Genomic DNA, 25679 nt, shown 5'->3' on the forward strand with positions numbered 1-25679 from the left:
GGGGAAATCCCCTTGGGGGGGGGGGGGGGAAGGAGGGAAGGGGTGTGTCGGTAGGCAATCTGGGGGTAGGTTTGATAGGGCCCCCCCGACGAGGCAAGGTAGGCGCCCGGCTCGGCGGGAAGTTCGCGGCCGAGCAGCGGACGCAGCGCCGAATAGGGCGCTGCGTCCCCGACAAAGATGCCGCCGAGCAGGGTCCGCGCATCGTCAGTGACCACGAGCTTCTGGTAGAGCCCCCGGGCGGGGTCGGCGTAGACAATCTCGAGGCTGCCCTCCGTCTCCGCGAGCGCGTCCCCGAAACTCGCGACCTCGACGCCGGAGAGCTTCAGCTTGGTCGCGGTGTCGAAGCCGGGGAAAGTGGACAGCCCGCCCAGGATGCCATCGGCGCAGACCTCGGCCATCGCGTTCGCCGGCGCGACCAGCCCCATGCTGACCCCCTCGAAACTGGCCACCTCTCCGATCGCCCAGACGCCAGGCCGAGCCGTCTTGCAGGCGTCGCTGATGACGATCCCCCCGCGGGGTGCCACGTCGAGGCCGGCCTCGCGCGCAAGCTCATCACGGGGCCGGATGCCGACCGAGAAAACCACCAGATCGGCGGGGAGGACGGTGCCATCGCTCAGGGTGACGCCGGTGACCCGGCCGGCGTCGTCAGTGGTGATGGCGGTCGGTGCGCCACCGCAGTTGATCCCCAGCCCTTTCCCGGCGATGAGGCGCCCGAGCGCTTGGCCGCCGCCCTGGTCGAGCTGCGCGTTCATCAGCCACCCTGCCCTGTTCACGACGGTCGATTCAGCGCCGAGTTGCTGGAGGCCTCCCGCAGCTTCAAGGCCGAGGAGGCCACCGCCGATGACGACGGCGCGCGGCGCCCTCCCGAGATCGGCGGCGAGCCGGGCCGTCTCCGAGCGGAGCCACAGCATGTCGTCGACCGTGCGGTACACCGCTGCGTGCTCGCCGCCCGGCAGTGGCAGTCGGACCGCTTCCGATCCCGTAGCGAAGACGACGTCGTCGTACGGGTACCGCGTGCCGGAGGCGCCGGTGACGCACTGGGCGTCAAGGTCCAGATGGACGGCGCGCTCACCGGTAACAAGTGCGATGGCGGGCTCACGCCACATAATGGATTCGCCGAGGCTGAGGTCGACGTCGTCGATCAGTCGTCGGCTCAGCGCCACCCGGTCATACGGGGCGTGGACCTCCTCCGTCAGAACGGTGAGGTGCAGGCCGTCAGTGCCACGCCGCCAGAGCGCTTCAACGAAACGGTGCGCCGCTGGGCCACCGCCGATGACGACGATGCGCCGCTCCTGCGGTGGTGTGGCACCCTCAGCGGGCCGGGATGATCGGGTCTCACTCATGTGGGGCCTTCCGTCAGGACCGGGCGGTCCCGTCTCTGGTTCCAGAGTATGAGGGAGGAATGTCGCTTGTGTGTCGTCGATGTATCGCCACGTTAACAATCGGTTCACGGGACACCGGATGACCTGTGAGGTGGTTGTTACGCGGCCGCAACGACCCCGGGACCTGGGCGACATGTCCGCGGCCTAGCGTTGGTCCCAGTGCATCACCCGCCATTGAGGAGAACGCCATGACCGAGCTCACCCTGCACCGTCCCGCCCCCTCGGAGACTCCCGCCGGGCTGGCCTGGGAACAGGTCTGCCGTCTCGACGACCTCGAGGAGTGCTGGGGCGAGGCGGCGCTCATCGGAACGGTGCAGGTTGCTTTGTTCCGCCTGCCCGGAGACCGTCTCCACGCCGTCGGGAATATCGATCCACGAACGGGCGCGACCGTGATGGCCCGCGGCATCGTCGGGTCCCGTGGTGCCGCTCCGACGGTCGCCTCGCCCCTTCACAAGGAGGTGTACGACCTGGCCACCGGCGCGTCGATCTCCGGGGGCGTTGGACTCGGGGCGTATCCGGTGCGGTGCGTCAATGGGGTGGTGGAACTGTTCATGGAGGTCGGATTTCCCGCCTGAGTGGGCGGCAATGGTTTAACCAGTGAATCAATCAATGCTTCAATGGCTGGCATGACTTCGCAGCTGACCGACGTGGGCGCACCGGTTCTCATCGCCTGCGCGCACGGTACGGACAACGCCCAGGGGCGACGAGAGATCAACGCGGTCCGCGCCGGGATCTCTGCGCTGCGTCCTGAGCTTGACGTTCTTGAGGCCTACGTTGACGTGCAGGATCCCGACCTTGTGGACGTCGTCGCCGCGCTTCCTCCGAGCCGTCCCGCCGTGATTGTGCCGTTGCTGCTGTCGGTCGGGTATCACGTGAAAGTGGACATTGCCCGGGCAGCGGCAAGCCGGCCCGGGACAGTATCGGCGCTTCCGCTGGGCCCGGACCCACGCCTGGCGCAGGTGCTGCACCAGCGATTGGTAGAAGCCGGTGTGGCCGAGGGCGACGACGTCGTCCTGTCCGCAGCAGGCTCCTCCGACGCCTGCGCTGCCGAGGACGTCGCCGAGGTTCAGGCGAGCCTGGCGGAACTCAGGGCTGGCCCGGTGCGTCCCGGGTTCGGCGCGAAAGCCTCGCCGTCCGTGCCTGACGCCGTGGCAATCTTCCGCGAAGGCACCCCGTCATCACCGGTGGCGCTGGCCTCCTACCTCCTGGCGCCCGGGTTTTTCCATGACCAGCTGACGAAAGCCGGGGCCGACGTCGTCAGCGCTCCCCTGCTTCCGAGCCCAGTGATCGCTGAGATCGCGCTCTCACGGTACGACGCCGCCGTCGCCCGCTTGTTCAACGGGTCGCAGCCGGACACAAGCCCATGCCTCCGACCGTGTCGGGCGCGCGTGGCGACGTGTGTCAGGAGCGGGCTGGCGCAGGCGGTCTGACGCGGCCCGCGCACCAGCCGGCTCTGCTCCCATTACTCTTGGACTCATGTCACCCGCCGCCGACGACGCCCGCGTCCCCGCCGCACGGCCGCCGTCCCTGACCGACCGGACCATTGAGGCCGTGCGCGAGGGCATCCGGAACGGCAGCTTCGTCCCCGGTGAGCTGTATTCCGTCTACCGGCTGGCCGATGAGCTGGGCGTTTCCCGCAGCCCCGTCCGGGAGGCGCTGCTCCGGCTGGCGGAAACCGGGATGGTGGCCTTCGAGCGTAACCGTGGTTTCCGGGTGGTGCTGCCGGGAGCCCGGGATCTGACCGAGATCATCGCCGTCCGGCTTGCTTTGGAAGTGCCCGCAGCCGAGCGGGCGGCGGTACGTGCCGCTGACGCCGATCGCGCCGCGTTGCATGACGAACACTCAGCGATGCAGGTGGCGGTCCTCGCCTGCGACGAATCCGCGTTCATGCTGCACGACCAGCGACTGCATGGGTTACTGCTGGACCTCGCCGGCAACGCCCACGCCGCCCGGATCATCGAGAACTTGCGCGACGCCACCCGGTTGGTCGGCGCTTCCACGATCAGGAAATCCCGTTCCCTGGAGGATGTTTATCGTGAGCACCGGCCCATCCTCGACGCCATCGACGACGGCGACCCCGCGGCCGCAGGTTCCGCGATGCGCCGCCACCTTGAATCCACCGGAAGGCTGCTCCTGCGGGAGGCCCCCGATGGCAGTGACCTTTCGCTCTGGGGAGACCTGGTTGATCCCGTGACCGGCCAGGCTGGCTGATAATCTGATGGCCGATCTAGTGGAACGCCGTCCCCGTGGCGGTCTGGCAGCGATGTGCATTTCGCAGACCACGAGCTGGGGCTTGTTGTACTACTCGCTGCCGGTGGCCGTGGTGCCGATCGCGGACGACACCGGGTGGAGTGCTGCTGCGATTACCGCTGCCTTCTCCGCCGGGCTGATCGTCTCTGCCGTGGTGGGGATCTGGGTGGGCCGGTTGTTGGACCAGCGTGGGCCGCGCCGGCTGATGGTGACCGGCAGCCTGATCGGGGTCGCGGCCCTCCTCCTGGTGGCGACCGCACCGAACCTCCTCGTCTTTATTGCTGCGTGGCTGGTAGCGGGTCTGGCGCAGGCCGCCGTGTTCTACCAGCCGGCGTTTGTGGTGCTGACCCGCTGGTACGGACCGGCTCGGGTTCGGGCGCTGACCACGCTGACGCTGGTGGCCGGGTTCGCCTCCCCCATCTATGCCCCCTTGACGGCGCTGTTGATCGAGAGCGTGGGGTGGCGGTCCGCCTATCTGGTCCTTGCCTGTGCGCTCGCTGTGATTACTATCCCTCTGCACTGGTTCTTCCTCAACGCGCATTGGACGGTGCCGTCACCGCCCCAGTCGCGGCAGGCAGTCACACGGGGCGTCCGGGCGACCACCCGCAGCCGCCAGTTCATCATGCTGCAGGTGGCGGTCGCCGCGGCAACCCTGGCCCTCTTCGCTGTGACCTTCAACCTGATCCCGCTCCTGCTGGAACGGGGCTTTGACTACCGGACGGCGGTGCTCGCGTTCAGTCTGATCGGGGTGGGCCAGGTGGTGGGAAGACTATTCTTCAGTGTGCTGCCCGGCCGGGCCAACCCGGTGCGGCGGGCCGTGCTCCTCTTGGCGGGCGGGGCGATCTGCCTGTGGCTGTTGGGCCTGTTGCCCGGTCCGGCGTTCGCCCTCATCGGTGTGACCGTACTGGCCGGCGCGGTCCGCGGGTGCGTCACGCTGCTGCAGGCGACAGCCGTCGCGGACCGGTGGGGCACGGCGAACTTCGGTGCCGTGCAGGGCGTTTTCGTCGCGCCGGTGACGGCGGTGGGGGCGTTCGCGCCCGCGGCAGGACCACTTCTTGCCGGGCTTCTGGGCGGGTATCCGGCGATGGCATTGGCCATGGCTGGGGTGGCCACCCTTGGAGTGCTGGCCGCCGCGCGGTCCTGAAGAGCTGGCTATGATCAATCATCAGTCGCGTTTTCAGGATCAGCTCTATGGGGAATAAATGCAGGGAACAAGCTCGTCCTCGGCCCTCTTCGCTCGGAAGCGGCTTCGATTTTTAACGGCAATAGTTTTGGCGGCGTCTGTAATCGCGGGGGTGGCGGGGTGCGGTACCACTCGCGCAGACGCCCAAACCGGCGAGGCGGTACGGATCATCGACGGCGACACGCTGGTGATCAACTTCGAGAACGAGGACCAGACAGTCCGGCTGCTCAACGTCGACACTCCCGAAACGAAGCACCCCGATAAGGCAATCGAATGCCTCGGCCCTGAGTCGACAGCGTTTCTCGAACGCACCCTCCCTCCAGGAACTCCGGTGGGCCTGGATTTCGACGTCGAAATGACCGACCAATACGACCGTGTGCTTGCCGCCGTCGCCCTGGAAGGCGGCACGTTGGTCAATGCGGAGATCGCCCGCCAGGGGCTGGGCATTGCCGTTCTGTTCGAACCGAACAGCAAGTATTTCGACGTCGTTCGAGCCGCACAGGCTGAGGTCACGGCCAACGAAACGGGCCTCTATGACCCAGCCGCAGAGTGCACAATCCCTGCCGAAATCGAGCGGGCTACCGCGGCCGTCACCGAAGCCAGGGAGCAACCTGCCGGAGCAACTGCTGCAGCAGCGGCGGCAGCTGTTGGGAGCCTTGCCGCGGCACTGGCCTCAGCCAAGGCCCTGCATGGTGCCCTGAAAACCGGCGAACAGTCTGTGCGTTGGTTCGCTCAATCGACGGCGGCCGGGGTTGCTCTCCTTTCCGGGCTGTCGGCCACGATCGACTCCGGACAATCAAGACTCGATTCCGTCAAAGCCGAAGCTGAGACGCTTGAGGCTGAGGAAGCAGAGGCCAAGGAAGACGCCACAGCGAAGAAAGTGGAAGCAGTTCGTGTGGCGGAGCAGGAACGAAGGGAGGCCACTGAGCGGGCCGAAGCTGAGCGGTTCGCCGCCGAATCCGCAGCGGTAGAAGCGGAACGGCTGGCTGCGGGGGAACGGGAACGCCTCCGAAACCTGCCTGCCCCGTACCCCCCGCAGGCTCCGCAGCCCTATGTTCCGCCGGCTCCGCAGCCTGCTCTTCCCGTTGTGCAGCCCCCACCAGCTGTCCAGGACCCCTTCCCGGGTTATACCGGGCCCCGGTGTTATGCCCCCGGCGGGAAAACCTGGAAGCCGTGCCCCTAAATGGTCAGGTGGTCCGGCAGCCGGTTCCCCGGCGCGCGCCCCCGGATTTCCAGCAGCTCACGCGCATGTGCTTCCAGCCGGCGGTCCTCCTCGGACCGGGGAATCCACCCCGGGACGGCTACAGCTGTGCCGGCCGAGTCCCTGGCTACCATCACGGTGAGGCAGTAGGTCGTCAGGTGCATTTCGTCCTCGGTCGGTTTGCCCGATCGGACGTGCACAGCGATGTGCATGCCCTTGTTGCCCGTGTAGACCAACCTGGCCTCCACTTCCACTACGTCCCCGATCAGTAGCGGCCGGTAGAACCGCACCCCGCCCGAGAAAACCGCCACGGTATCCTGGCCGCAGTACCGTGCCGAGCAGACGTAGGCAGCCTCGTCGATCCAGTCCATCACTGTGCCGCCGTGCACCTTCCCACCCCAGTTCACATCGGTAGGCGCGGCAAGGAAGCGCAGGGTCACCCGCTCCGCGGTGCCCTCTTCGGTGTAGACCTGCCCGCGCATAGCCTCGACGATTTCCTCGCGCACAGCAATCCTGGCCTTCGCCGCGTCCCGACGGCTGATCTCGTCGGGGCTTGACGGTTCGTACGGCGGGACCGGAACGGGCTTGCCATCCTCCCCCACCGCCACGAAGATCACCAGGCACTGACTGCGCATGGAGGCACTATTGCCCTTGACGTCGCCCGAGGACACCACGGTCTGGATGTGCAGCGACGACCGTCCGGTGTACACGATGGTCGACTCCACCTCCACCATGTCCCCCACGTTGACCGGGTCGGCAAAGTGGATGTTGCCGACGTACGCGGTGACGCAATAGGACTTCGCCCACCCGACGGCGGCAGCGTACGCGGCCTTATCCACCCACTCCAGCACCGTGCCTGCGTCGACGGATCCGCTGTGCCCAAGGTCAGTAGGGGCGGCGAGGAAACGCAGGGTCACCGAGTTGATCCGAGTCATTGAGCCAGTATCCCGCACCATCCGCCACAGCGGACTATGTGTCGCGGCTAGATTTCACCGCCGGCGTGCACCAAGAGTTCGATGGGCAGCATGACCGCCACGTTGGCCAGTGTCACCCTCGTCTTTCCCGGTTCGGGGAGTTGGCCGCACGAATCGCAGATTAAATCGGCCGTCGCCGCATGGGACAGGGGTCGCGTCATGGCTCCAGCATGCAGGCCGGCAGTTTCGTATGCGTGGCGTCGTCGCGACCATTTACCGCCAAATGCTGAGTAACGATATTCTTGGCACACTACCCGCGCATCAACGAAGCCCCCGACGCCGTCGTCCGGGCGGACCGCGCAAATGAGCCAGCGGTGTCAGACCCGGTTCGACCGGGCCGGCGGCTGGCCGCTCATCACGCTGGAAGAACCCAGCGGCAGAAGGGATTAACAGTGCACCGTGACCCATCGGAATGCCTTGACACCTGGATGAGCCGAGAGGCTCTAGCGGAGGGAATGATCCCCGTTATCGGGCGGCTGTACCGCGAGAACAACGTGGTGATCAGCATTCACGGCCGCAGCCTCATCAACAAGTCAGCCATGAATATCCTCAAAGCGCACCGGTTTGCCCGCCGGATCAGCAAGGAGGAGCTCTTCCTGGAGGAAACTGCACCGCTCCTGCGCACCCTGGTGGACCTTGATCTTGGCGCTGCGGCGATTGATATCGCCCGGCTCACCCAGAAGTTCAAGTCCGACGGCGACGGTGCCTCCCTGGCAGACTTCCTCCGGATGGAACTGGCCGACGTCGTCGACAAGCGCGGGGCCGACGAACGCACCAGCACCGACGTGGTCCTGTACGGATTTGGGCGCATCGGCCGCCTGGTTGCCCGCCTTCTGATCGAGAAGGCTGGCGGCGGCCACGGGCTGCGGCTGCGCGCCATTGTGGTCCGCAAGGGTGCCGACAATGACCTGATGAAACGAGCGAGCCTGCTTCGCCGCGACTCAGTGCACGGCAGCTTCGAAGGCACCATCCGGATCGACGAGAAAACCAACACGATCACCGCCAACGGCGTGCACATCCAGGTGATCTACTCGAATGATCCAGCCACCGTCGACTACACCGCCTACGGCATCAAGGACGCACTGCTGGTGGACAATACGGGCCGCTGGCGCGACGCCGAGGGGCTCTCGCAGCACCTGCAGAGCGAGGGCATCGCCCGGGTGCTCCTGACAGCGCCGGGCAAGGGTCCGCTAAAGAACATTGTGCATGGCATCAACCACAACACCATCCTGCCCACGGACCAGATCGTTACCGCGGCGTCCTGCACCACCAACGCCATCACCCCCGTGCTGAAGGCCATCAACGATCGGTTCGGTGTGGTGCACGGTCACGTGGAAACCGTACACTCGTTCACCAATGACCAGAACCTGATCGACAACTTCCACCAGGGCGACCGGCGCGGCCGGTCGGCGGCATTGAACATGGTCATCACCGAGACCGGTGCGGCGAAGGCCGTCGCGAAGGCGCTGCCCGAGCTGGAGGGCAAACTGACGGGCAGTTCCATCCGCGTGCCGACCCCCGACGTGTCCATCGCCATCCTCAACCTGACCCTGGCCGATGGCACCACCAAAGACGACGTTAATACGTACCTCCGGGAGACCTCGTTGCACTCCGACCTGCGCAAACAGGTCGACTACATTGACTCGCCCGACGTCGTCTCCACCGACTTTGTGGGCTCCCGCCGGGCGGGGATCGTCGACGGTCTCGCGACCATCGCCAACGGCACCAACCTGGTCCTCTACGTCTGGTACGACAACGAATTCGGGTACAGCTGCCAGGTCGTCCGGGTGATGGAGGAAATGGCTGGCGTCAATCCGCCGTCGTTCCCGGCCAAGGAACCCGTGCCCGCCACAGTGAGGTACTCGGCGGTCTAACGCCTTCCGCTCAGCCCGTACGGTGGCGGAGCCAGTCTTCGTAGGTCAGCCCCTTCACGGGATTATCGCGGGCCAAATTGTCGCCGCTGCCGAAAAACTGCCCTAACGCGCCGGGTAACGGCACGGTGACCAGCCTGCCAGTTGCTCCGGTGACCTCACGGTAGATCCGGGCCAGCTCGGCCATCTCAAGAACTTGCGGACCGCCGACGTTGATGATGCCGGTGGGTGCAGGCTCGTGCGTTCCCGCGTCGACGAGCGCCCCCGCCACATCCTCGACGGCGATCGGCTGGAACGCTGCACCCTTCAGGACGGGGAGCAACCTGACCTTACCCGCGCCGTCGAATACGGCGGTGACAAAATTGTGGAACTGCGTGGCACGCACCACCACCGACGGGACTGCCGAGTTCTGATAAATCTTTTCCTGGCGCACCTTGGCCCGGTAGTACGGGAACGCCGCGCGGTCGGCATTGACGATGGACAGCAGCACGGCCCGTCCCACACCGGCTTCGCGGGCCACGGTGAGCAGGTTCAGTGCCCCGTCGTCGAGCGCCCGCAAGCCCCGCCCCAAGCGGCCGTCCAGGACATCGATGACTACATCCGCGCCGTCCAACGCCTGGGCCAACCCCTCGCCGGCTGTCACATCGGCCTGAACGTACTCGGCCCCAGACACCCAGCGCAGGGAATGTGGGGCAGGGGCATGGCGGCTGACCGACCGCGTCTGGTGGCCACGCCTGACGCACTCATCCACCACCTGGTGACCTACCAGACCGGTACCCCCGACTACGATTATCCGCGACATGGCCCAAGGCTACGCCAGCCGGACGTGGCGGGCCAGCAGAGCCACCAATCGCGTGAGGGGGCTCAGCTGGCTAGAGTCGAAGAATGGAACAACGAACTCTTGGCAAAACTGCACGCTCCATTTCAACGGTGGGGCTGGGCACCTGGCAGCTCGGCGCCGACTGGGGAGACGTCGATCCGAAGGACTCGATGGCCATCCTCCACACCGCCGTCGACTCGGGCATCACCTTCTTCGACACCGCCGACGTGTACGGCGATGGCCGCAGCGAACAGACTATCGGTGCCTTCCTCGCTGATAACCCTGGTGTTGACGTGACCGTCGCCACCAAGATGGGCCGCCGAGTGGAGCAGGTGCCGGAGAATTACACGCTGGCCAACTTCCGCCAGTGGGTCGACCGGTCCCGCACCAACCTCCGGGTGGACACCCTAGACCTGGTCCAGTTGCACTGCCCGCCGTCGTCGGTTTACTCCGACGCTGAAGTCTACGACGCCCTCGATACCCTGGTCAGCGAAGGAGCCATCCGTCACTACGGTGTCAGCGTTGAACGCACCGACGAAGCACTTGCTGCCCTGGAGCACGGCACCATCGCCTCCATCCAGATCATCCTCAACGCCTTCCGCCTCAAACCCCTGGACGAGGTGCTTCCGGCGGCTAAAGCGGCGGGCGTCGGCATCATTGCGCGGGTACCGCTCGCCTCGGGGCTGCTCTCCGGCAAATACTCGACCGACACCACGTTCGCCGAGAACGATCACCGGAACTACAACCGCACCGGAGCAGCCTTCGACGTCGGCGAAACCTTCTCCGGCGTGGACTTCTCCACCGGCCTTGCCGCAGTGAAGGAGTTCGAGGCACTGGTTCCCGACGGCGTCACCACCGCCCAAGCGGCCATCGCCTGGATCGTGGCCCAGGATGGTGTCAGTACCGTTATCCCCGGCGCCCGCACCGTGGACCAGGCCCGTGCCAACGCCGCAGCAGCCGACACGGACGGACTGGGCGCTGGACTGAACGACGGCGTCCGCGACATCTACAATCGCCACTTCCGGGAAGCAATCCACCCGCGCTGGTAAACACCCGGCCGCGCATCCCGACCGGTTAACCGCAGCGGCCCCCACCCGTCCGGGATGGGGGCCGCTGTTCTGTGCGGTACTTCTAGTAGCTGTCCTTCGACAGACCGATTCTCACGCGCCGAACAGTGCCGACACGCGGGTCAGGGTCTGGAAGACGCCGTAGGCCAATGGCACAACCACAAGTGCCCATACGAACGTGGTGCTTGCTGCCTTCATCTCATGCCTCCATAGCGGGTGCTTTAGTAGACGTCCCGGTGGTGGGCTTCGTCTTTGGTTCGTGGAACTTCGAGTCGACCGGGGTGATCATCAAGTTGGCGATGAACCCGACAATCAACAGGCCGACCATGGTCAGCAGCGCCGGCTGGTAGGCGGCGGCGGTGAGCTCACCGGGCGTGCCCTGGGCGTCAAGGAAACCATTGATGATCAGTGGTCCGGCAATGCCCGCAGCCGACCAGGCGGTCAGCAGACGGCCGTGGATGGCACCAACCTGGAAGGTACCGAACAGGTCGCGCAGGTACGCCGGGACAGTGGCGAATCCACCGCCGTAGAAGGAAATAATGAAGAAGGCCAGGAATACGAAGAGGACAGTGGTGCCCGCTCCGGCAAGCGCCAGCGTGGCGTATAGCAGGGCACCGACGCCCAGGTAGACCATGTAGATGCGCTTCCGGCCAATAATGTCGGAGGTCGAGGACCAGACAAAGCGGCCCGCCATGTTGCCGATCGAGAGGAGACCCACAAACCCGCCGGCGATGGCGACAGTGATTGCCGTGGTGCCATCTGATCCGCGGAAGAAGTCCTGAATCATGGGCGAGGCCTGCTCGAGGATGCCGATACCGGCGGTGACGTTACAGAAGAGCACAATCCAGACCAGCCAAAACTGCTTGGTCTTGATAGCGTTCTTCGCTGAAACGTTGTCGGAGGTGACGAGAGGCTTAGCCTTCAGCGTGGACGGGTCGAATCCGTCGGGCTTCCAGTCAGCGGCCGGAACCTTGATGGTGAACGCACCGAACATCATGTAGACGAGGTAAATCGCTGCGAGGGTGAGGAAGAGCATGCCCACCGCTTCGCCGCTGGCAACCCAGCCTTCGGTGTTTGAGTTGGGGTCATACATCCGCAGCAGTTGGGTGGATAGCGGGCTGGCGATCAGTGCGCCGCCGCCGAAGCCCATAATGGCCATACCCGTGGCCAGGCCTGGCCGGTCCGGGAACCATTTGATCAGGGTGGAGACCGGCGAAATATAGCCGATGCCCAGGCCGATGCCGCCGACAAAGCCGTAGCCCAAGTAGACGAGCCACAGCTGGTTGGTGAAGATGCCGAGTGAACCGATGAGGAACCCACTGGTCCAAAACAGCGCCGAGGTGAACATCGCCATGCGGGGGCCGTTCTTGTCTACCCAGGTCCCCATCACGGCAGCGGACAGGCCCAGCATCACAATGGCAATGGAGAAGATTACGCCGATCTGGGTCAGGCTGGCATCGAAGTGCTCAACCAGAGCGTTCTTGTAGACGCTGGTGGCGTACGCCTGACCGATGCACAGGTGTACGGCCAATGCGGCCGGGGGAATCAGCCAGCGGTTGTACCCGGGCGGGGCGATGGTGTGTTCTCGGGCAAGCCAACTCATCAATAACTCCTTCGTCACGAAGAGCGTGAGGGAGCAGCCAGGACGGCGGCTACTAACGCTACGTGGAATTTAGTTTTCAGTACTCAACCTCCCCATGCTAGGCGAAGATCCCAGCTGGCGACGAACGGTAGTCCTGATGAGATAAGCGGTCGCCTCCTTGAGGCCCGCCGCCTAGTTAGCGCCGGGGCGCGAGGGCCGCGTAGTATCCCGGGATCGGCTCGGGCAGCCCTTCTTCGCGCATAGCGACCGCGTCAATGGTCACCGCGCCGTCCTCGAGCACCACCCACGCGTCGTCGTCGAACGCGGCCTGGCGCTCTTCTGGACCGAAGTGACCCGGCTTGGGCAAACCTTTTATCGCCAGCTTCAGGGGTCTGGGGATCTGCCCAGGAGTTGCACCAAGGCGGGCAATGTAGCCCAGCGAATTGCCCCGGTAGTTTGTTTCGATCAGGAAAACCCTCCCCTCGGCCCCCACCAGGGGTAGCAGATTGGCTGCAAGGGCGGCTCGCGACGTCGGGTCCAGAACATGGAACACGCCTCGGATAAACACGTTGGAATTCCCTAGCTCGGCTGCGAGCAGGTCGCCCGCTCCCGTTGCCGCGCAATCCAGGGTGCGGAAATCCACGCCGGGCACCTTCGCTGACTCGGCGAGGGCACGGGAGGTAGCGCTTGGCGCAACGTCCACGCCGGAGGCGCGCGGGAAGTGGGCTGCCAGCAGCCGGGTGAAGCTCCCGTGGCCTGACCCGACGTCGACGACCGGCAGTGCAGGGTTCAGGGTGCGGAGCAGGGCAGGGAGGTAACTGGTGAACTCGTGGTCACCACCAGCGTCCCACAGCACATCGCCGTCGGCTCCGGTTTTAGTGATCCGATCCCAGTAGCCCGCCCAGGCGACATTCCTGTCTTTGGGCACCTCTGAGGAAAGCCTGATGATAGCTGGCAGCAGTAGATACTTCTTCAGGGCCGAGGACACCCGTCGACACTAATCCTTTCGCCGGTCGACGCCCGGCGTGACCGGTTCCGTACGGAGCAGATCCGCCATCGTCGCCGCGTCGGTTGGTCGTCCGAAAAGATATCCCTGACCGTAGATGCAGCCCATCTCGGTGAGGAGCCTGGCCTGATCCGGGGTTTCGATGCCCTCAGCCACTGAGACGAGGCCCGCGGCCTCGATGAGGTGCAGGACTGCACCCACAAACTTCAGTTGCAGAGGATCGGTGGCAATGTCCTCGATCAATGAGCTGTCCATTTTCACTGCCTGGGCGGGAAGCTTTCGGAGGTAGCTGATTGACGAGTAGCCGGTGCCGAAGTCGTCGATTTCGACACCGACGCCGAGCGCCCGCAGCCCGCCCAGATTTTTCGTACTGGCGGCCTGGTCGGTCATGATCGAGGTCTCGGTGATCTCCAGGATGAGCCGTGAGGCGGAAACCCTGTGATCGGCGAGGGTCCGGTCGATGAAGCCCACTAGGCAGGGGGTTCTGCTCTCGCTGGCAGAGAGATTGACCCGCATGGAGAAGTCCCTGCCGTCGAGCATTTCCCGCCAGTCGCCGAGTTGAGTGACGACTGCGGCTATCATCCACTCGCCGATGTCCAGGACCAGCCCGCTCTCCTCAGCCATTCCCATGAAATCCTCCGGGTGAAGCAACCCGCGCTCCGGATGCTGCCAGCGGACCAGCGCCTCAGCTCCGACAATCGCTGAGGTGGCGAGCGATACCACCGGCTGGTAATGCACCCTGAGCTCCCCCGAGGCAACGGCGCGGCGGAGTTCCTCAAGGGTCCTGAACCGGTCGAAGGTGGCCTGCAGCATGGCGGGATGGAACACCTGGACGTTTCCCCGGCCCCGGTTTTTGGCGTCATACATGGCGGTGTCGGCGTCGCGCAACATGTCTTCACCGTTGAGTCCGGACTGACCGCACCGCACACCGATGCTCGCCAACGTGCGGATGCTGGTATCCGAGACGATCATTTCGGGGCGCAGCGCATCAAGGGCTCGCCCGGCGATGGCGGACGCCTCCTGATCGGTGGTCTGCGGCAGCAACACGGCAAATTCATCGCCGCCCAGCCGGGCCACGGTGTCGGATTCGCGCACGGTCGACGTGAGCCGACGCCCAACTTCAATGAGGACGTGGTCTCCGGCGGAGTGACCGAGGCTGTCGTTGACGGCCTTGAACTCGTCGAGATCAAGCAAGATTAGCGCCGGCGGCAGTGCTCCCAGCGTTGCGGCGAGTGTTTCGTCGTCGATCCTACGACGCAGCAAGGTGCGATTCGGCAGGCCGGTGAGGTTGTCGTACATCGCCATCCGCTCCAGTTCAACCTGGGCGGCATGCAGGCGAGCGGTGCGGTCCCGTACCCGTTGCTCCAACTCTTTATAGAGGACCTCGAGTTCCTCGGCCAGCAGGTTCACCCCGTTGATGACGGCGTCCATCGAATCCCGTGCAGGTGATATTTTCATCCTGGCGGAGAGGTCGCCGGACGAGAGTCGGACAATTCCCTCAACGAGAGCGTCCAGCCGCTGGTCTGGGAATTCCTCGGCCAATTATCCCTCCCGTAACCACTCGAGAGCCGCCGATTCGGCGGTGAAGAATCGGGTGGGGCACGGGAGGGTGCTGACCCCCAGAATGAAGTTGGCGATCACCTTATCCACCTGTGACGAGCCGAGCAACGCAATCCTTGACGCTGAGCACGGCAGGCCAAAGACGGTCCGCGCTCCCCGGCTGACCGCCTTGGTGGTGGCCATGTCGACGAGCATGGGGTGGCTGGTCCCGGCACACAGGTCGTTGACCTGCGTCATGGCGACACGAGCATCTTTTTCCGCGATGGATATTCCCCGCGCCCATCGCAGCCGCAAAATATTGTCTGGGCCCAGCACCAGGGTGGCATCGATGCCGTCAATCCCGTCCGGCCCTGCCTCACCCACTGAAGATCACCGCGCAGTTCCGCATGCCCGGCGGCGCGGGTATGCAGTGGAAGCTAATCCGACTGAGGCCATGGGTACAGCATAGGACCCCGGCGGGCTCCGCCCGCTATCAGTCGGCACCGCCCGGGATCCCGGCGCTCATCACCCTGGCGAGTGCGGCAAACCGCTCGTTGCCTGGCAGGTCCCCGATCAAAACCGCGTGGCCATCAGGTCCAGCTAACGGGATCCGCCAGTTGGGGTACTCGTCCCTGGTCCCCGGCTGGTTCTGGGTGCGCCGCTCCCCCACCGCGTCGGTCAACGCGACGCCAAGCAGCACCGAGGGAGTCTCCACGATGAACTCGTGGAGCGCCTCTACCGTCGCCTCAACACTGTCTGTCGTCGTGTCCGCCTCTCCCTCGGCTGCTGGCCGGGTCACCGACCGGACCAGGGACAACACCGACTCCTGGGCAGCGGTGTCGGCAAAACGCTCCTCCTCCACCGGACGGTTGAGCAGGCCGAGAGATTCCCGCAGGTCAACGTGTTCGCCGGCCAGGTACCCGGCGGATGGCGGCAGGTCGTGGGTAGTGACGCTGGTCAGGCATGCCTGACGGTAGGTTTCGGGACGTTTGGGGCCGCCGTCGTCGTGCTCGAACCACAAAATCGAGGTACCTAGAATGCCGCGTTCGGCGAGGTAATCCTGCACCCCTGGCTCAAACACGCCGAGATCCTCACCAATGACGACGGCGCCAGCCCGCTGCGCTTCAAGGGCCAGTATCCCGATCAGAGCTTCATGATCGTAATAGACGTAGGTGCCATCGCCGGATCCCCCGCCCTCGGGGATCCACCAGAGACGGAACAGACCGAGGATGTGGTCGACCCGCATCCCGCCAGCATGTTTAAGGACGGTGCGCAGCATGTCCCGGTACGCCGTGTACCCGGATTCGGCGAGCCGACCCGGATGCCACGGCGGCTGACTCCAGTTCTGGCCCTGCTGGTTGAACATGTCCGGTGGCGCGCCGACGCTGATTCCGTCGGCCAGGACACCACGCAGCGACCAGGCATCGGAGCCGTGGGCGTGCACGCCCACGGCCAGATCGTGGATGATCCCGATGCCCATCCCGGCATCCAGTGCACCCTGCTGGGCGACGGCAAGTTGCTCGTCGCAGAGCCATTGCAGCCAGAGATGGAATTCAATCCGGTCCGTTAGCTGGTCCCGCCTCGCGTCAACGTAGGAAGGGTCATCCCATTCAGGGGCGCCCGGGGCGAGGGTTTCGGCGAGCGCACACCACAGGGCGAAGTCCTGCAGACCGGCTCCCTCCTGACTGCAGAACTCCTCGAAGCGGCGTTGCCGGGCGGCGTTCAGGGGCACCCGGTGGATGGCTTCCAGCGCACTGAGCTTAGCGGCGTAGCTGATGTCCCGGTCCAGGATGTCCGCGTGGTGGTTGGCTTCCCGCAGAATGGTTGCGTCCTGCTCCACGGCCTCTCTCGCGGGTCCGGACAGGCTGGCAAACTCGGGTACGTCCTCCACCCGGAGATAAAGCGGATTGAAGAACCGCCGAGTCGACGGCAGGTACGGTGACGGTTCGACCGGCGGGGTGGGCTCGGCTGCGTGCAGCGGGTTGATGAGGACAAAACCGGCACCCCTGCTGGCCGAAAATTCGGCGAGCTGCCTCAGGTCCGCGATGTCCCCGATCCCCCAGGAGTCAGCGGACCGCACCGAGTACAGCTGGGCCATCAGCCCCCAGGTCCGGCTCAGACGTGCGGTGGTATTCAGCTGCTGCGGGGTGACGACGAGCGTGCACTGGGCGTCGTCGCCGTCGGGCAGCCCGGCGTGCAGCGCGTGCCAGCCCAGCGGCAGGTCCCCGGGAAGGGTGAGGCGCAGTCGTTCGAATGGGATGCCGTCAATTTCGGACCGCTCCACCGGCGACCCCGCGGGCTCAAGGTCGCGCTGCCCGCCATCTTCCAGCATCAGGCGGATCCGGGGACGACTCCCGGCCGGCACGGTGATGGGGACATCCTGGACGACCGCCTGACGCCCCACGACCACCGGCGGCAACGTCTGCCGCCAGGACGCGGTCTCGGCCTCGTGCAGCGACCGTGCCGCGTCATCGTCCGATTCGCAGGCCACCCCCAGGGCGGTGAGCACCTTCATCAGCGTCTGAGCGCTGACACTCTCCTCCTGTCCGTCCCAGCCGCGGAAGGCGGTACCGACGTGATGGGCTTCGGCGAGGCGGAGCAGCAGCTCAGGCTCGGGTGGTCGCTGTGTTTCTGTGTCTGGCATACCTTCAAATCTAGGGGGTCTGGGAGTGCTTCGCTACGCTGGTCAGATGGATGGACAGCCGCAGGTCCGGCTCACGGCAACGGTTACCGGGACCGTGCAGGGCGTGGGGTTCCGCTACTGCGCCCGCGAACAAGCCCGCAGGTTGGCCCTGACCGGCCGCGCCACGAATCAGGCGGATGGGTCTGTCCTGATCATTGCCGAGGGTACCGACGGTGCCGTTCGTGCGCTGGCTCGGTGGCTTTCGTCGGCAGCAGCCCCGGGGTGGGTGGACGACGTCGACGCGTCCTACGGCGAGCCGACCGGGGATTTTCAGGACTTCAGAACCGGATAAACCGGCCGGGGAGTAGCATGAGGGCACAGTTTCATCAGGGTCACCGGCCCGCGGCCGACCCGTGTTGCAAGGGGGCAGCCATGAGTGCCGAACCACAGTCACAGTCCGAGGTAACCCGTGCGGCGCCGACCGATCCGGGAGACGAGCCACCAGTCACCCAGCGCCGAGCCCGTGAGGTCGCTGAGGCGGCCCGCGAAACCGAATGGACGCGCCCCAGCTTCGCCAAAGGCCTGTACCTTGGCAGCTTCGACCTCGGATTGGTGCATCCGCACCCGCGCCCCCTCGCAGCAGAGCAGGAGAAAGGCGACGCATTCATCAAGGGGCTGACAGACTACGCCGCCACCCTCGACGGCAGCAGGATTGAACGCGAGGCGCAAATCCCCGACGAATACCTCAGCGGGTTCGCTGCCCTCGGCGTGTTCGGCATGAAAATTCCCAAGGAATACGGCGGCCTTGGCCTGTCCCTGACCTACTACGGCCGGGCGCTCATGCTCCTGAGTTCGGTCCATCCCAGCATCGGTGCCCTCATCTCGGCGCATCAGTCCATCGGCGTCCCCGAGCCGGTCAGAGTCTTCGGAACCCCGGAACAGAAACAGCGGTATCTCCCCCGGTGTGCTGCGGGTGCGGTCACAGCGTTTCTCCTCACCGAGGCCGACGTCGGTTCGGATCCCGCGCGCATGGGGGTGACCGCGACGCTCGACGACGACGGTGCCACCTACACCATCAACGGCAGCAAGCTCTGGACCACCAACGGGGTGATCGCCGAACTCGTGGTGGTGATGGCCAGAGTGCCTGCTCATGCGGGCGGCAAGGGCGGCATTTCGGCGTTCGTGGTGGAAGCCGACTCACCGGGCATCACCGTGGAGAACCGGAATACCTTCATGGGGCTGCGAGGCATCGAGAATGGCGTCACCCGGTTCGACGACGTCAGAGTACCCGCGGCCAACCGACTGGGCCGTGAGGGGCAGGGCCTGAAGATCGCCCTGACCACACTGAACACCGGCAGGTTGTCCATCCCCGCCATCTGCGCCGCTGCTGGCAAATGGTCGCTAAAAATCTCCCGTGAATGGTCCAACGCTCGGGTCCAGTGGGGCCACCCGGTGGGCCAGCACGAGGCCGTAGGGCAGAAAATCGCGTTCATTGGGGCCACCGCGTTTGCCCTTGAGGCCGTGTTTGAGCTGTCTGCCGGGTTGGCCGACAGTGGCCAAAAGGACGTCCGCATCGAAGCGGCTTTGGCGAAGCTCTGGTCCAGCGAGATGGCGTGCCGGGTGGCGGACGAGCTGGTGCAGGTCCGAGGCGGTCGCGGCTATGAGACCGCAGCCTCACTCGCCGCCCGGGGCGAGCGGGCCGTCGCCGCCGAGCAGTTGCTGCGTGACCTGCGGATCAACCGAATCTTCGAAGGGTCCACCGAAATCATGCACCTGCTCATTGCCAGGGAGGCAGTCGACGCGCACCTGTCGGCGGCCGGTGACCTGGCGTCGTCGGACGCTGACCTCGCAGCCAAAGCCAAGGCCGCAGTCGGTGCGAGCGGATTCTATGCCCGCTGGCTGCCGAAGTTGGTGGCCGGCCAGGGGATGAATCCCGTGGCGTACAGCGAGTTTGGGCGACTGGCCCGGCACCTGCGGTTTATCGAGCGGTCCTCCCGGCGGCTCGCCCGCAATACCTTCCTGGGAATGGGGCGGTGGCAGGCGAACCTTGAGTACAAGCAGGTGTTCCTCGGCCGGATTGTGGACATCGGGGCTGAACTCTTTGCCATGTCTGCGGTCTGCAGCCGCGCCGAGTTGTTGAGGACCACGGATCCCGCTGCCGGGTCCGCCGCCTACGAACTGGCGGAGGCCTTCTGTCTGCAGGCGCGAGGACGGATCGGTCAGCTGTTTACCGGCCTGTGGAGTAATACTGACTCGTCCGATCAGGGTCTATCAAAACGCGTCCTCGACGGCCGGTATACCTGGCTGGAAAAGGGAATTCTCGACCCGTCAGAAGGAACCGGGCCCTGGATTGCCCCGTCTCCGCACGGGCCCTCCACCCGGGAGAACCTGCACCGAAGCTACCGCTGACCCTTGCTCCTACCGGGCGCCTGCTTCTATCGCGGCGCTGACGCTGCAGCCCTGTAAGCGCCGGGCAGACCGCTGGTTAGCGGACCCAGACATGCGGAGCGGGTCGGCGGGTGCTGGGGAGAGAGTTGTTCAGGCGCCATTCGTGGATCCATTCCGGCAGGACCAGGTCAGCAGGGGGCTGGCCTAGCGCGGCGAAAATGTCCTCATTGCTGACTGGCCCCTTTTTGGAGACCAGCCGAGTGGCGATCACAGCCTTGGCATAAATTTCGCCGTCGCTGACCATGCGCTGCTCGAAGTAGATGGCGCGCTCGTCGAACCCGATGATGCGGGTCTCGATAGAGTATTGCTGACCGAGGGTCAGGGACTTGCGGAAGCTGATCGTCTCGCCATTGGCCACTGGGCTCCACCCCCTACGGCGCATCAGGGACCAGGTACCGCTGCGGATCATCAGGTCGAACCGCCCCAGGTCCATCAGTGAGAAATACATGCCGTTATTGACATGCATGGCGACGTCGATGTCGGTGGGCAGCACGCGAAGCGATAACGACGACTCGCCCCAGATGCTCAGCGCCGGGCGGCGCCGGGAGAGGAAGAGGGTCAACAGGGTCCTCAACAGAAGATGCATGCCCCCATATTACCGGTGAGTAACATCCGGGAAGCAAGCGAATCTGGGTCTGACTCTCAGATGGTGGCCACTCTGGACCCCTGGGATGGAAATGTCGCACCCAAATGTCTACTTCCACCCCCGGTGTCCGGATTGATCACCGTCGGGGCAGCGGCCGTGATTGGGTTGACGCCGCCACTGTTCCCGAGCATCGGAGCTCACAGCCTTCCCCACGAGATGTGCCTAGACTCGGGGGATGACAGCTCCGTATCCGTACGCCCTGACCTTCGACCAATACCGTGAACGCTTATCCCGCGACCACTCCCGCATGGTCGAGCTGGCACCATCCGCGCTTACAGCTGTGGTGCCCGCCTGCCCCGGCTGGACCGTCGAGGAGCTGCTGCGCCACACGGCGGTGGTTTACCTCCACAAAGCCGAGTCCATCCGCACCGGAGCCAAACCCACCGGCACCTGGCCGCCAGCCGAGCTCACCCAACTGGAGCCCGTGCACGCCCTGCAGCAGTGCTACGGACGCCTAACGGAGCAGTTCGACTCCCGCTCGCCGAAGGATCCTGCGTTCACCTGGATCAAAGATGACCAGACTGTGGGGTTCTGGATCCGCAGGCTGGCCCACGAGACGTCAATCCACCGGTACGACCTCGAATCGGCGCTGGGTATTGCCTCGCCGATCGACCCCGACCTCGCTACGGCCGGTATCGACGAGATCCTCACCGTGATGCTCGTTCGCAGCAAACCCGACGACGAAGCCACTGGCGCCACGGTCACCCTGCGAAGTGCTGGACTCGCCTGGACCCTTGCCATCGACAAGGAAACGGTCATCCTGGAGCGCCAGGTCAGCGACCGGGCCGACGCCCAGGTCAGCGGCCGCCCGTCAGAGCTGCTGCTCTGGCTGTGGGGCCGGGGCCCGCTGCCGGAGGGAGCCCCGCCGAGCGCCGCTGCCGACGAATTACGACGGCGTCTGGCCTCTGCCACCTAGAACGTCAGGCCGCCCCTGCGCCTAGACCCGGATGTCCTCGGACTGAAAGAGTGCACTCACCGATTCGCCGGTGTGGATGCGGCGGATCGCTTCGGCGAAGGCATTGGCAACCGAGATCACCTTCAGTTTCGGGTGGGCCTTCTCCGCGCCGATTGGGACGGTATTGGTGCACAACACCTCGATGACGTCATCGCGCTCGGCAATGCGCTCAACGGCCCCATTCGAGAAGATGCCGTGAGTGCAGACCACCCGCGCCTTCCGTGCCCCCATCTTCGCCAGGTGATCAAGGAGTTCCAGGACGGTGCTGCCGTTGGCGATTTCGTCGTCAAGCACCACAATGTCCTTGTCTCTGACATCGCCAATGATCGACGTAATCTGCACCCGGTCATTCTCGAAGCGTTCCTTCGCCCCCGCGGCTACCGGGGTACCCAGCAGCCGGGAGAACGCCGTCGCAGCCTTCGCGTTGCCGAGGTCCGGGGAGACCACGATGGTGTTGCTCAGGTCCAGGCCCTGGAAGTGGGCGGCGAGTTCGCGGAGCGCGTGCAGCTGATCCACGGGAACGCCGAAGAATGCCTGCACCTGTGGTGCGTGCAGGGTCATGGTGAGGACCCGGGATGCGCCAGCGGTGGTGAGAAGATCGGCCACCAGCTTGCCGCCGATGGAGATGCGCGGTGCATCCTTCTTGTCGGAACGCGCGTACGAATAGTGCGGCATCACGGCCGTGATGCGACCCGCGGAGGCCCCTCGGGCGGCGTCGATCATCATGAGAAGCTCCATCAGGTTCTCCTGAACGGGCTTGACCAGCGGCTGCAGGATGAACACGTCACGTTCCCGACAGTTCTCGAGCAGCTGCACCTCAAGGCAGTCGTTGGCGAAGCGCTGTAACCGGGAGGGGAGCAGTGGAACACGTAGGTGCCCGCAAATCTCCTCAGCGAAACCCCCACTTGCTTGTCCACTGAAAACGGCGATCTCTTTGATCAACGGCTTACCTTTCCACGGCAGTTGGTGGGGATCGTGCTGTGCACCCATTGTCGTACAGATTGACTCCCCGCGGATCTCCGTGAAGTAACGTGGGTGCCGGTTCGGAGCCCAACCGAACCGACAATGACGTCTAATGCCAGGAGAACAAACCCATGCTGATCATCGGAGCCGGTTAACGGTCGTCATGAACCCCCGGCACTGCCGGAAGGCCCTGCTCCTTCACTAAGCGGCGCAACCCGCCCTTCGGTGGCACCACCACCGGGTTGGGCCAGCGGGGCGGAAGGTTGTCCCCCAGGGTGACCCGCCGGATTTTCCGGCCCGCCAACGGCAGCAACCAGTCATGGACCCACCGGCGTTGGGCGAGTTCCCACTCCCTGAAGGTTCTCGGCGTCGCTGGCTCCCAGTCTTTAAGCTTCACCGAATGCTGCACCTCGAGGAGGTCAAGCACCCGGGCCGCCATGTATTTGTGGCCGGCCTTCGACATGTGCAGACGGTCCGGGCCCCACATCCGCCGATCCTCATAGGCGTCAAAGGCCCAGTAGTCCACCAGTTCCGCTCCGTACCGGTCGGCAATGCGGCGGACGCCGTCGTTATAAAATTGGTGGCGTTTCCGGAGCAGCCGGAGGGCGGGTGAGACGTTGACGTCATACCCGGTGAACAGCAGCAACCTGGCACCGGTCGCGGCGAGGGGCGCCACCAGGTCCTCGTAGGCTTCCAGAAGATGAGGCACCGACGTGCCCGCGTCGAGAATGTCGTTGCCGCCAGCATAAAGAGTGATCAGAGTAGGGCGCAGGGCCAAGGCGGGCTCCAACTGCTCGGCGGCAATCTGGCGCAGCCGTTTGCTGCGGACCGCGAGGTTGGCGTATTCCCACCCCGGCTGATCCTTGGCCATTTTTTCGGCCACCCGATCCGCCCAGCCGCGCACCCCGTTGGGCAGGTGCCTGTTGGTATCCCCCACGCCCTCCGTGAACGAATCCCCCAGCGCAACGAAGAGAGGCCCGCGCTCACTCACGCCGGGCAGGAGGCCGCTCCACCCTGGATCCCATTTCGAGTAGCTGTTTCAGTCTCAGTTTCGGAGGCGAAGCAGCGCATGTTCCTCAATGACTTCTTCGTAGTGCTGCACCAGCAACTCGCACAGCACGGGCCAGGTGCGACCCTGGACGCTGGCGAAGGCCGCGTCGGCGAAGGCCTGCCGTTTGGCGTCATCACCCATCAGGTCCACCGCGTGTCGGCGTAGCTGGGCGAGGTCGCCCGGAGGATAGAGCCAGCCGGTCCGTGACACATCGACGAGGTCAACGGGTCCGCCGCGACCTGTCGCGACCACCGGTATGCCGGACGCCATTGCCTCTTGAATGGTCTGGCAGAAGGTTTCAAGCTCACCGGGGTGCACAAAGAGGTCCAGGCTTGCCACCGCTGCGGCGAGATCGGCACCGCCGAGAAACCCGGTGAAGACTGCCGTGGGCAACGCCTCTTCGAGTGCGCCACGCAGGGGCCCGTCGCCGATGATCACCAGCCGGGTATTCTCGATGTCCGCCAGCACCCGCAAGTCTTCCACCTGCTTTTCGGCGGCAAGCCGGCCCACATACCCGATCAGCCGCTCCCCACCCGGAGCCAATGCGGTCCGGAGTGTGCCGTCACGGTGCCGGGGGTGAAACCGCCGCGTATCAACGCCCCTGCGCCACAGGTGGACTCGAGGAATCCCATGCCCTCGCAACTGGTCCACCGCGGAGGTGGAAGGGGCAAGCGTCCTGACCGCCCCTGCATGGATGTTTTCCACCCGCTGCCAGGCCCAGTTGGCGAGGAACGGTACCCCGTATCGTGCCGCATACCCGGGGACATCGGTCTGGTAGACGGCGACCACCGGGATGCCCAGTTGCTCGGCGGCCCGCACCGCCCGCCACCCCAGCTCGAACGGGGACGCCAGATGAATGATGTCGGGGGCGAAGTCGGCAAGGATATTGCGCACCCTGGCCACACCGCCAAGGGCTACCCGGACGCTCCCGTACCCCGCCAAGGGAACGGCGGGCAGACGATGGATGCGTACTCTTCTTCCGCCCATCGGCTCAGCTCCGCCTGCACCGGAGGGTGCTATCACCAGCACCTCATCACCCCTGGATGCGAAGTGCTCCAGCATCTTTTGGACGGAATGGGTTACCCCGTTCACGGCGGGCAGGAATGTTTCGGCAACAATCACGATCCTCACACCCCCACCGTGGCACCCCCCGGTTGGCTCATGATGACATCCGAGTGGCCAATATCCGACGTCCCGGTGAACACCTGGGGATGCCTGCAGTGGCCAGTCGCTGAACAAACACGCCGCGCGCTTTACGGCCAGAGCAGGGTGCGGGACCAGCCAACCCCATCCCGGGCGTACCTCAGCCGCAGGTGCCGGCGTTCCTGGTCGGCCTGCCAGAACTCGACGGTGTCGGGAACCACCGTGTAAACGGTCCAGGTGGCGGAACCGGGCGTCGGCCCATTACCTTCCAGACGTTCCAGCTGGGCGGCGACGGCGTCGTCCAACTCCTCCCTGCTCCGAAGTACGCTGCTCTGCTCGCCAGCCAGGACCAGCGCACGAGCCACCGGGTGACGGCGGCTAAAGTCGGCGTCGTTCTCCTCCGCTCCGCCCGGCCGCACGATGCCGCGGATCCGGATCTGACGCCCCACGGACGGCCAGAACAGGGTCATCGCGGCTGCGGGCGAAGCCGACAGTTGGCGGCCTTTGGGGCTGTCGCTGCTCGTGGCGAAGGAGAACCCGAGATCGTTAACGTCCTTGAGGATCACCACTCGCGCATCGGGGACCCCGTCCTGGTCCACGGTGGCCACTGTGACTGCGTGCGGGGCTGTCACGCCAGCGTCACTTGCCGCGGCCAGCCACTCTAGGAACAGGTGGATCGGTGAGCCGGGAGCTGCACCGGGATCGAAGTGCGGGAGGTCATCGGGGAACACTGGGGAGCCACGGAGGAGGTCACGTAGTAATGGGAACTCAGTCATGTCCTCAGCCTAGGTGTATTGACCTGAGAGGTTGGTGACGCGGCTGGCTGGTGGTTGACCTTTGAGTGCGGTGTGGCCTCGGTGATGATTGTAGTGGTGGAGCCATGCCGGGAACGCGGCAACACGCTCGGCTTCTGACTTGTAGGGCATCGCGTAGGCCCATTCTTCGACCATGGTGCGGTTATAGCGTTCGACCTTG

At 65.2% G+C, this 25679-nt stretch carries 25 protein-coding genes and 1 pseudogene; 10 read left to right on the forward strand and 16 right to left on the reverse strand.

All coding sequences use genetic code 11. The features are described from left to right. A partial coding sequence (locus ACX80A_RS14280; protein ID WP_459260430.1) for an NAD(P)/FAD-dependent oxidoreductase occupies positions 1 to 1343 on the reverse strand: 1343 nt, incomplete at its 3' end. 227 nt (positions 1344 to 1570) lie between these two features. Here ACX80A_RS14280 and nirD point away from each other — a divergent pair. From nirD to ACX80A_RS14305, 5 genes are all read left to right on the forward strand, one after another. After that, positions 1571 to 1957, forward strand: coding sequence for a nitrite reductase small subunit NirD (nirD, locus tag ACX80A_RS14285; RefSeq protein WP_459260431.1), 387 nt, complete (start codon positions 1571 to 1573; stop codon positions 1955 to 1957). A gap of 42 nt (positions 1958 to 1999) precedes the next feature. Continuing rightward, positions 2000 to 2812: a sirohydrochlorin chelatase gene (locus ACX80A_RS14290; protein WP_459260432.1), complete on the forward strand. Its 813-nt coding sequence runs from the start codon at positions 2000 to 2002 to the stop codon at positions 2810 to 2812. A 46-nt stretch (positions 2813 to 2858) separates the two neighbouring features. Next, complete coding sequence (locus ACX80A_RS14295; protein ID WP_459260433.1) at positions 2859 to 3593, forward strand: GntR family transcriptional regulator; 735 nt, start codon at positions 2859 to 2861, stop codon at positions 3591 to 3593. 7 nt (positions 3594 to 3600) lie between these two features. Then, positions 3601 to 4776 (forward strand): MFS transporter, encoded by a 1176-nt coding sequence (locus ACX80A_RS14300; RefSeq protein WP_459260434.1) that lies wholly within the window; start codon positions 3601 to 3603, stop codon positions 4774 to 4776. A gap of 127 nt (positions 4777 to 4903) precedes the next feature. Further along, entirely contained in the window at positions 4904 to 5998 is a 1095-nt protein-coding gene (locus ACX80A_RS14305) for a thermonuclease family protein (RefSeq protein ID WP_459260435.1), read from the forward strand. Here the strand turns inward: ACX80A_RS14305 and ACX80A_RS14310 are convergent. Further along, positions 5995 to 6951: an acyl-CoA thioesterase gene (locus tag ACX80A_RS14310; protein WP_459260436.1), complete on the reverse strand. Its 957-nt coding sequence runs from the start codon at positions 6949 to 6951 to the stop codon at positions 5995 to 5997. The two genes, ACX80A_RS14305 and ACX80A_RS14310, sit on opposite strands and share 4 nt — an antisense overlap. 62 nt (positions 6952 to 7013) lie before the next feature. Next, positions 7014 to 7151 (reverse strand): annotated as a pseudogene (locus tag ACX80A_RS14315) (amino acid-binding protein); the annotation flags it as partial. 231 nt (positions 7152 to 7382) lie between these two features. Here ACX80A_RS14315 and ACX80A_RS14320 point away from each other — a divergent pair. After that, positions 7383 to 8864: a glyceraldehyde-3-phosphate dehydrogenase gene (locus ACX80A_RS14320; RefSeq protein ID WP_459260437.1), complete on the forward strand. Its 1482-nt coding sequence runs from the start codon at positions 7383 to 7385 to the stop codon at positions 8862 to 8864. Between the two features lie 10 nt (positions 8865 to 8874). Here the strand turns inward: ACX80A_RS14320 and ACX80A_RS14325 are convergent, their stop codons facing one another. Beyond that, positions 8875 to 9663 carry an SDR family oxidoreductase gene (locus ACX80A_RS14325; RefSeq protein WP_459260438.1) on the reverse strand — a complete coding sequence of 263 codons (789 nt, stop codon included), beginning with the start codon at positions 9661 to 9663 and terminating at the stop codon, positions 8875 to 8877. An 83-nt stretch (positions 9664 to 9746) separates the two neighbouring features. Here ACX80A_RS14325 and ACX80A_RS14330 point away from each other — a divergent pair, with 83 nt between their 5' ends. Continuing rightward, positions 9747 to 10730 carry an aldo/keto reductase gene (locus ACX80A_RS14330; protein ID WP_459260439.1) on the forward strand — a complete coding sequence of 328 codons (984 nt, stop codon included), beginning with the start codon at positions 9747 to 9749 and terminating at the stop codon, positions 10728 to 10730. A gap of 111 nt (positions 10731 to 10841) precedes the next feature. On the opposite strand, the gene ACX80A_RS14335 is transcribed toward ACX80A_RS14330, so the two are convergent. The 6 genes from ACX80A_RS14335 to malQ form a co-directional block, all read right to left on the reverse strand. Then, a complete protein-coding gene (locus ACX80A_RS14335) occupies positions 10842 to 10946 on the reverse strand; it encodes an MFS transporter small subunit (RefSeq protein ID WP_442859227.1) in 105 nt (34 codons plus the stop codon). A gap of 1 nt (position 10947) precedes the next feature. Next, positions 10948 to 12351 carry an OFA family MFS transporter gene (locus tag ACX80A_RS14340; RefSeq protein ID WP_459260440.1) on the reverse strand — a complete coding sequence of 468 codons (1404 nt, stop codon included), beginning with the start codon at positions 12349 to 12351 and terminating at the stop codon, positions 10948 to 10950. A gap of 175 nt (positions 12352 to 12526) precedes the next feature. Next, positions 12527 to 13318, reverse strand: a complete 792-nt coding sequence (locus ACX80A_RS14345; RefSeq protein ID WP_459260441.1) for a class I SAM-dependent methyltransferase — start codon at positions 13316 to 13318, stop codon at positions 12527 to 12529. Between the two features lie 9 nt (positions 13319 to 13327). After that, positions 13328 to 14878 (reverse strand): putative bifunctional diguanylate cyclase/phosphodiesterase, encoded by a 1551-nt coding sequence (locus ACX80A_RS14350; protein WP_459260442.1) that lies wholly within the window; start codon positions 14876 to 14878, stop codon positions 13328 to 13330. Further along, positions 14879 to 15259 (reverse strand): DUF7793 family protein, encoded by a 381-nt coding sequence (locus ACX80A_RS14355; RefSeq protein ID WP_459260443.1) that lies wholly within the window; start codon positions 15257 to 15259, stop codon positions 14879 to 14881. Positions 15260 to 15368: 109 nt separating this feature from the next. Further along, the gene (gene malQ, locus ACX80A_RS14360) at positions 15369 to 17519 is read right to left on the reverse strand and encodes a 4-alpha-glucanotransferase (RefSeq protein WP_459260444.1); all 2151 of its coding nucleotides are present in this window, start codon (positions 17517 to 17519) and stop codon (positions 15369 to 15371) included. 46 nt (positions 17520 to 17565) lie between these two features. Here malQ and ACX80A_RS14365 point away from each other — a divergent pair, with 46 nt between their 5' ends. Then, complete coding sequence (locus ACX80A_RS14365) at positions 17566 to 17850, forward strand: acylphosphatase (protein ID WP_459260445.1); 285 nt, start codon at positions 17566 to 17568, stop codon at positions 17848 to 17850. Positions 17851 to 17930: 80 nt separating this feature from the next. Further along, complete coding sequence (locus ACX80A_RS14370; RefSeq protein ID WP_459260446.1) at positions 17931 to 19907, forward strand: acyl-CoA dehydrogenase family protein; 1977 nt, start codon at positions 17931 to 17933, stop codon at positions 19905 to 19907. A gap of 76 nt (positions 19908 to 19983) precedes the next feature. On the opposite strand, the gene ACX80A_RS14375 is transcribed toward ACX80A_RS14370, so the two are convergent. Beyond that, positions 19984 to 20532, reverse strand: coding sequence for an acyl-CoA thioesterase (locus ACX80A_RS14375; protein WP_459260447.1), 549 nt, complete (start codon positions 20530 to 20532; stop codon positions 19984 to 19986). Positions 20533 to 20767: 235 nt separating this feature from the next. Here ACX80A_RS14375 and ACX80A_RS14380 point away from each other — a divergent pair, with 235 nt between their 5' ends. Then, entirely contained in the window at positions 20768 to 21508 is a 741-nt protein-coding gene (locus tag ACX80A_RS14380) for a maleylpyruvate isomerase family mycothiol-dependent enzyme (RefSeq protein WP_459260448.1), read from the forward strand. 21 nt (positions 21509 to 21529) lie between these two features. Here the strand turns inward: ACX80A_RS14380 and ACX80A_RS14385 are convergent, their stop codons facing one another. The 5 genes from ACX80A_RS14385 to ACX80A_RS14405 form a co-directional block, all read right to left on the reverse strand. Further along, complete coding sequence (locus ACX80A_RS14385; protein ID WP_459260452.1) at positions 21530 to 22486, reverse strand: ribose-phosphate diphosphokinase; 957 nt, start codon at positions 22484 to 22486, stop codon at positions 21530 to 21532. Between the two features lie 175 nt (positions 22487 to 22661). Beyond that, positions 22662 to 23501, reverse strand: coding sequence for an SGNH/GDSL hydrolase family protein (locus ACX80A_RS14390; RefSeq protein ID WP_459260449.1), 840 nt, complete (start codon positions 23499 to 23501; stop codon positions 22662 to 22664). Positions 23502 to 23555: 54 nt separating this feature from the next. Further along, the gene (locus ACX80A_RS14395; protein WP_459260450.1) at positions 23556 to 24692 is read right to left on the reverse strand and encodes a glycosyltransferase family 4 protein; all 1137 of its coding nucleotides are present in this window, start codon (positions 24690 to 24692) and stop codon (positions 23556 to 23558) included. A 122-nt stretch (positions 24693 to 24814) separates the two neighbouring features. Continuing rightward, a complete protein-coding gene (locus ACX80A_RS14400) occupies positions 24815 to 25480 on the reverse strand; it encodes a pyridoxine/pyridoxamine 5'-phosphate oxidase (protein ID WP_459260451.1) in 666 nt (221 codons plus the stop codon). A gap of 9 nt (positions 25481 to 25489) precedes the next feature. Further along, the coding region (locus tag ACX80A_RS14405; protein ID WP_459258843.1) for an integrase core domain-containing protein at positions 25490 to 25679 on the reverse strand (190 nt) is incomplete at its 5' end.

Source organism: Arthrobacter sp. TMN-50 (genome assembly GCF_054511125.1).

Excerpts from the sequence above, each read along its gene's own strand:
- ACX80A_RS14325 (WP_459260438.1), bottom strand. The coding sequence starts at position 9,663 with ATGTCGCGGATAATCGTAGTCGGGGGTACCGGTCTGGTAGGTCACCAG.
- ACX80A_RS14335 (WP_442859227.1), bottom strand. The coding sequence starts at position 10,946 with ATGAAGGCAGCAAGCACCACGTTCGTATGGGCACTTGTGGTTGTGCCA.
- ACX80A_RS14400 (WP_459260451.1), bottom strand. The coding sequence starts at position 25,480 with ATGACTGAGTTCCCATTACTACGTGACCTCCTCCGTGGCTCCCCAGTG.
- ACX80A_RS14330 (WP_459260439.1), top strand. The coding sequence starts at position 9,747 with ATGGAACAACGAACTCTTGGCAAAACTGCACGCTCCATTTCAACGGTG.
- ACX80A_RS14370 (WP_459260446.1), top strand. The coding sequence starts at position 17,931 with ATGAGTGCCGAACCACAGTCACAGTCCGAGGTAACCCGTGCGGCGCCG.
- nirD (WP_459260431.1), top strand. The coding sequence starts at position 1,571 with ATGACCGAGCTCACCCTGCACCGTCCCGCCCCCTCGGAGACTCCCGCC.
- ACX80A_RS14340 (WP_459260440.1), bottom strand. The coding sequence starts at position 12,351 with ATGAGTTGGCTTGCCCGAGAACACACCATCGCCCCGCCCGGGTACAAC.
- ACX80A_RS14290 (WP_459260432.1), top strand. The coding sequence starts at position 2,000 with ATGGCTGGCATGACTTCGCAGCTGACCGACGTGGGCGCACCGGTTCTC.
- ACX80A_RS14375 (WP_459260447.1), bottom strand. The coding sequence starts at position 20,532 with ATGCATCTTCTGTTGAGGACCCTGTTGACCCTCTTCCTCTCCCGGCGC.
- ACX80A_RS14365 (WP_459260445.1), top strand. The coding sequence starts at position 17,566 with ATGGATGGACAGCCGCAGGTCCGGCTCACGGCAACGGTTACCGGGACC.
- ACX80A_RS14295 (WP_459260433.1), top strand. The coding sequence starts at position 2,859 with ATGTCACCCGCCGCCGACGACGCCCGCGTCCCCGCCGCACGGCCGCCG.
- ACX80A_RS14300 (WP_459260434.1), top strand. The coding sequence starts at position 3,601 with ATGGCCGATCTAGTGGAACGCCGTCCCCGTGGCGGTCTGGCAGCGATG.
- ACX80A_RS14310 (WP_459260436.1), bottom strand. The coding sequence starts at position 6,951 with ATGACTCGGATCAACTCGGTGACCCTGCGTTTCCTCGCCGCCCCTACT.
- malQ (WP_459260444.1), bottom strand. The coding sequence starts at position 17,519 with ATGCCAGACACAGAAACACAGCGACCACCCGAGCCTGAGCTGCTGCTC.
- ACX80A_RS14380 (WP_459260448.1), top strand. The coding sequence starts at position 20,768 with ATGACAGCTCCGTATCCGTACGCCCTGACCTTCGACCAATACCGTGAA.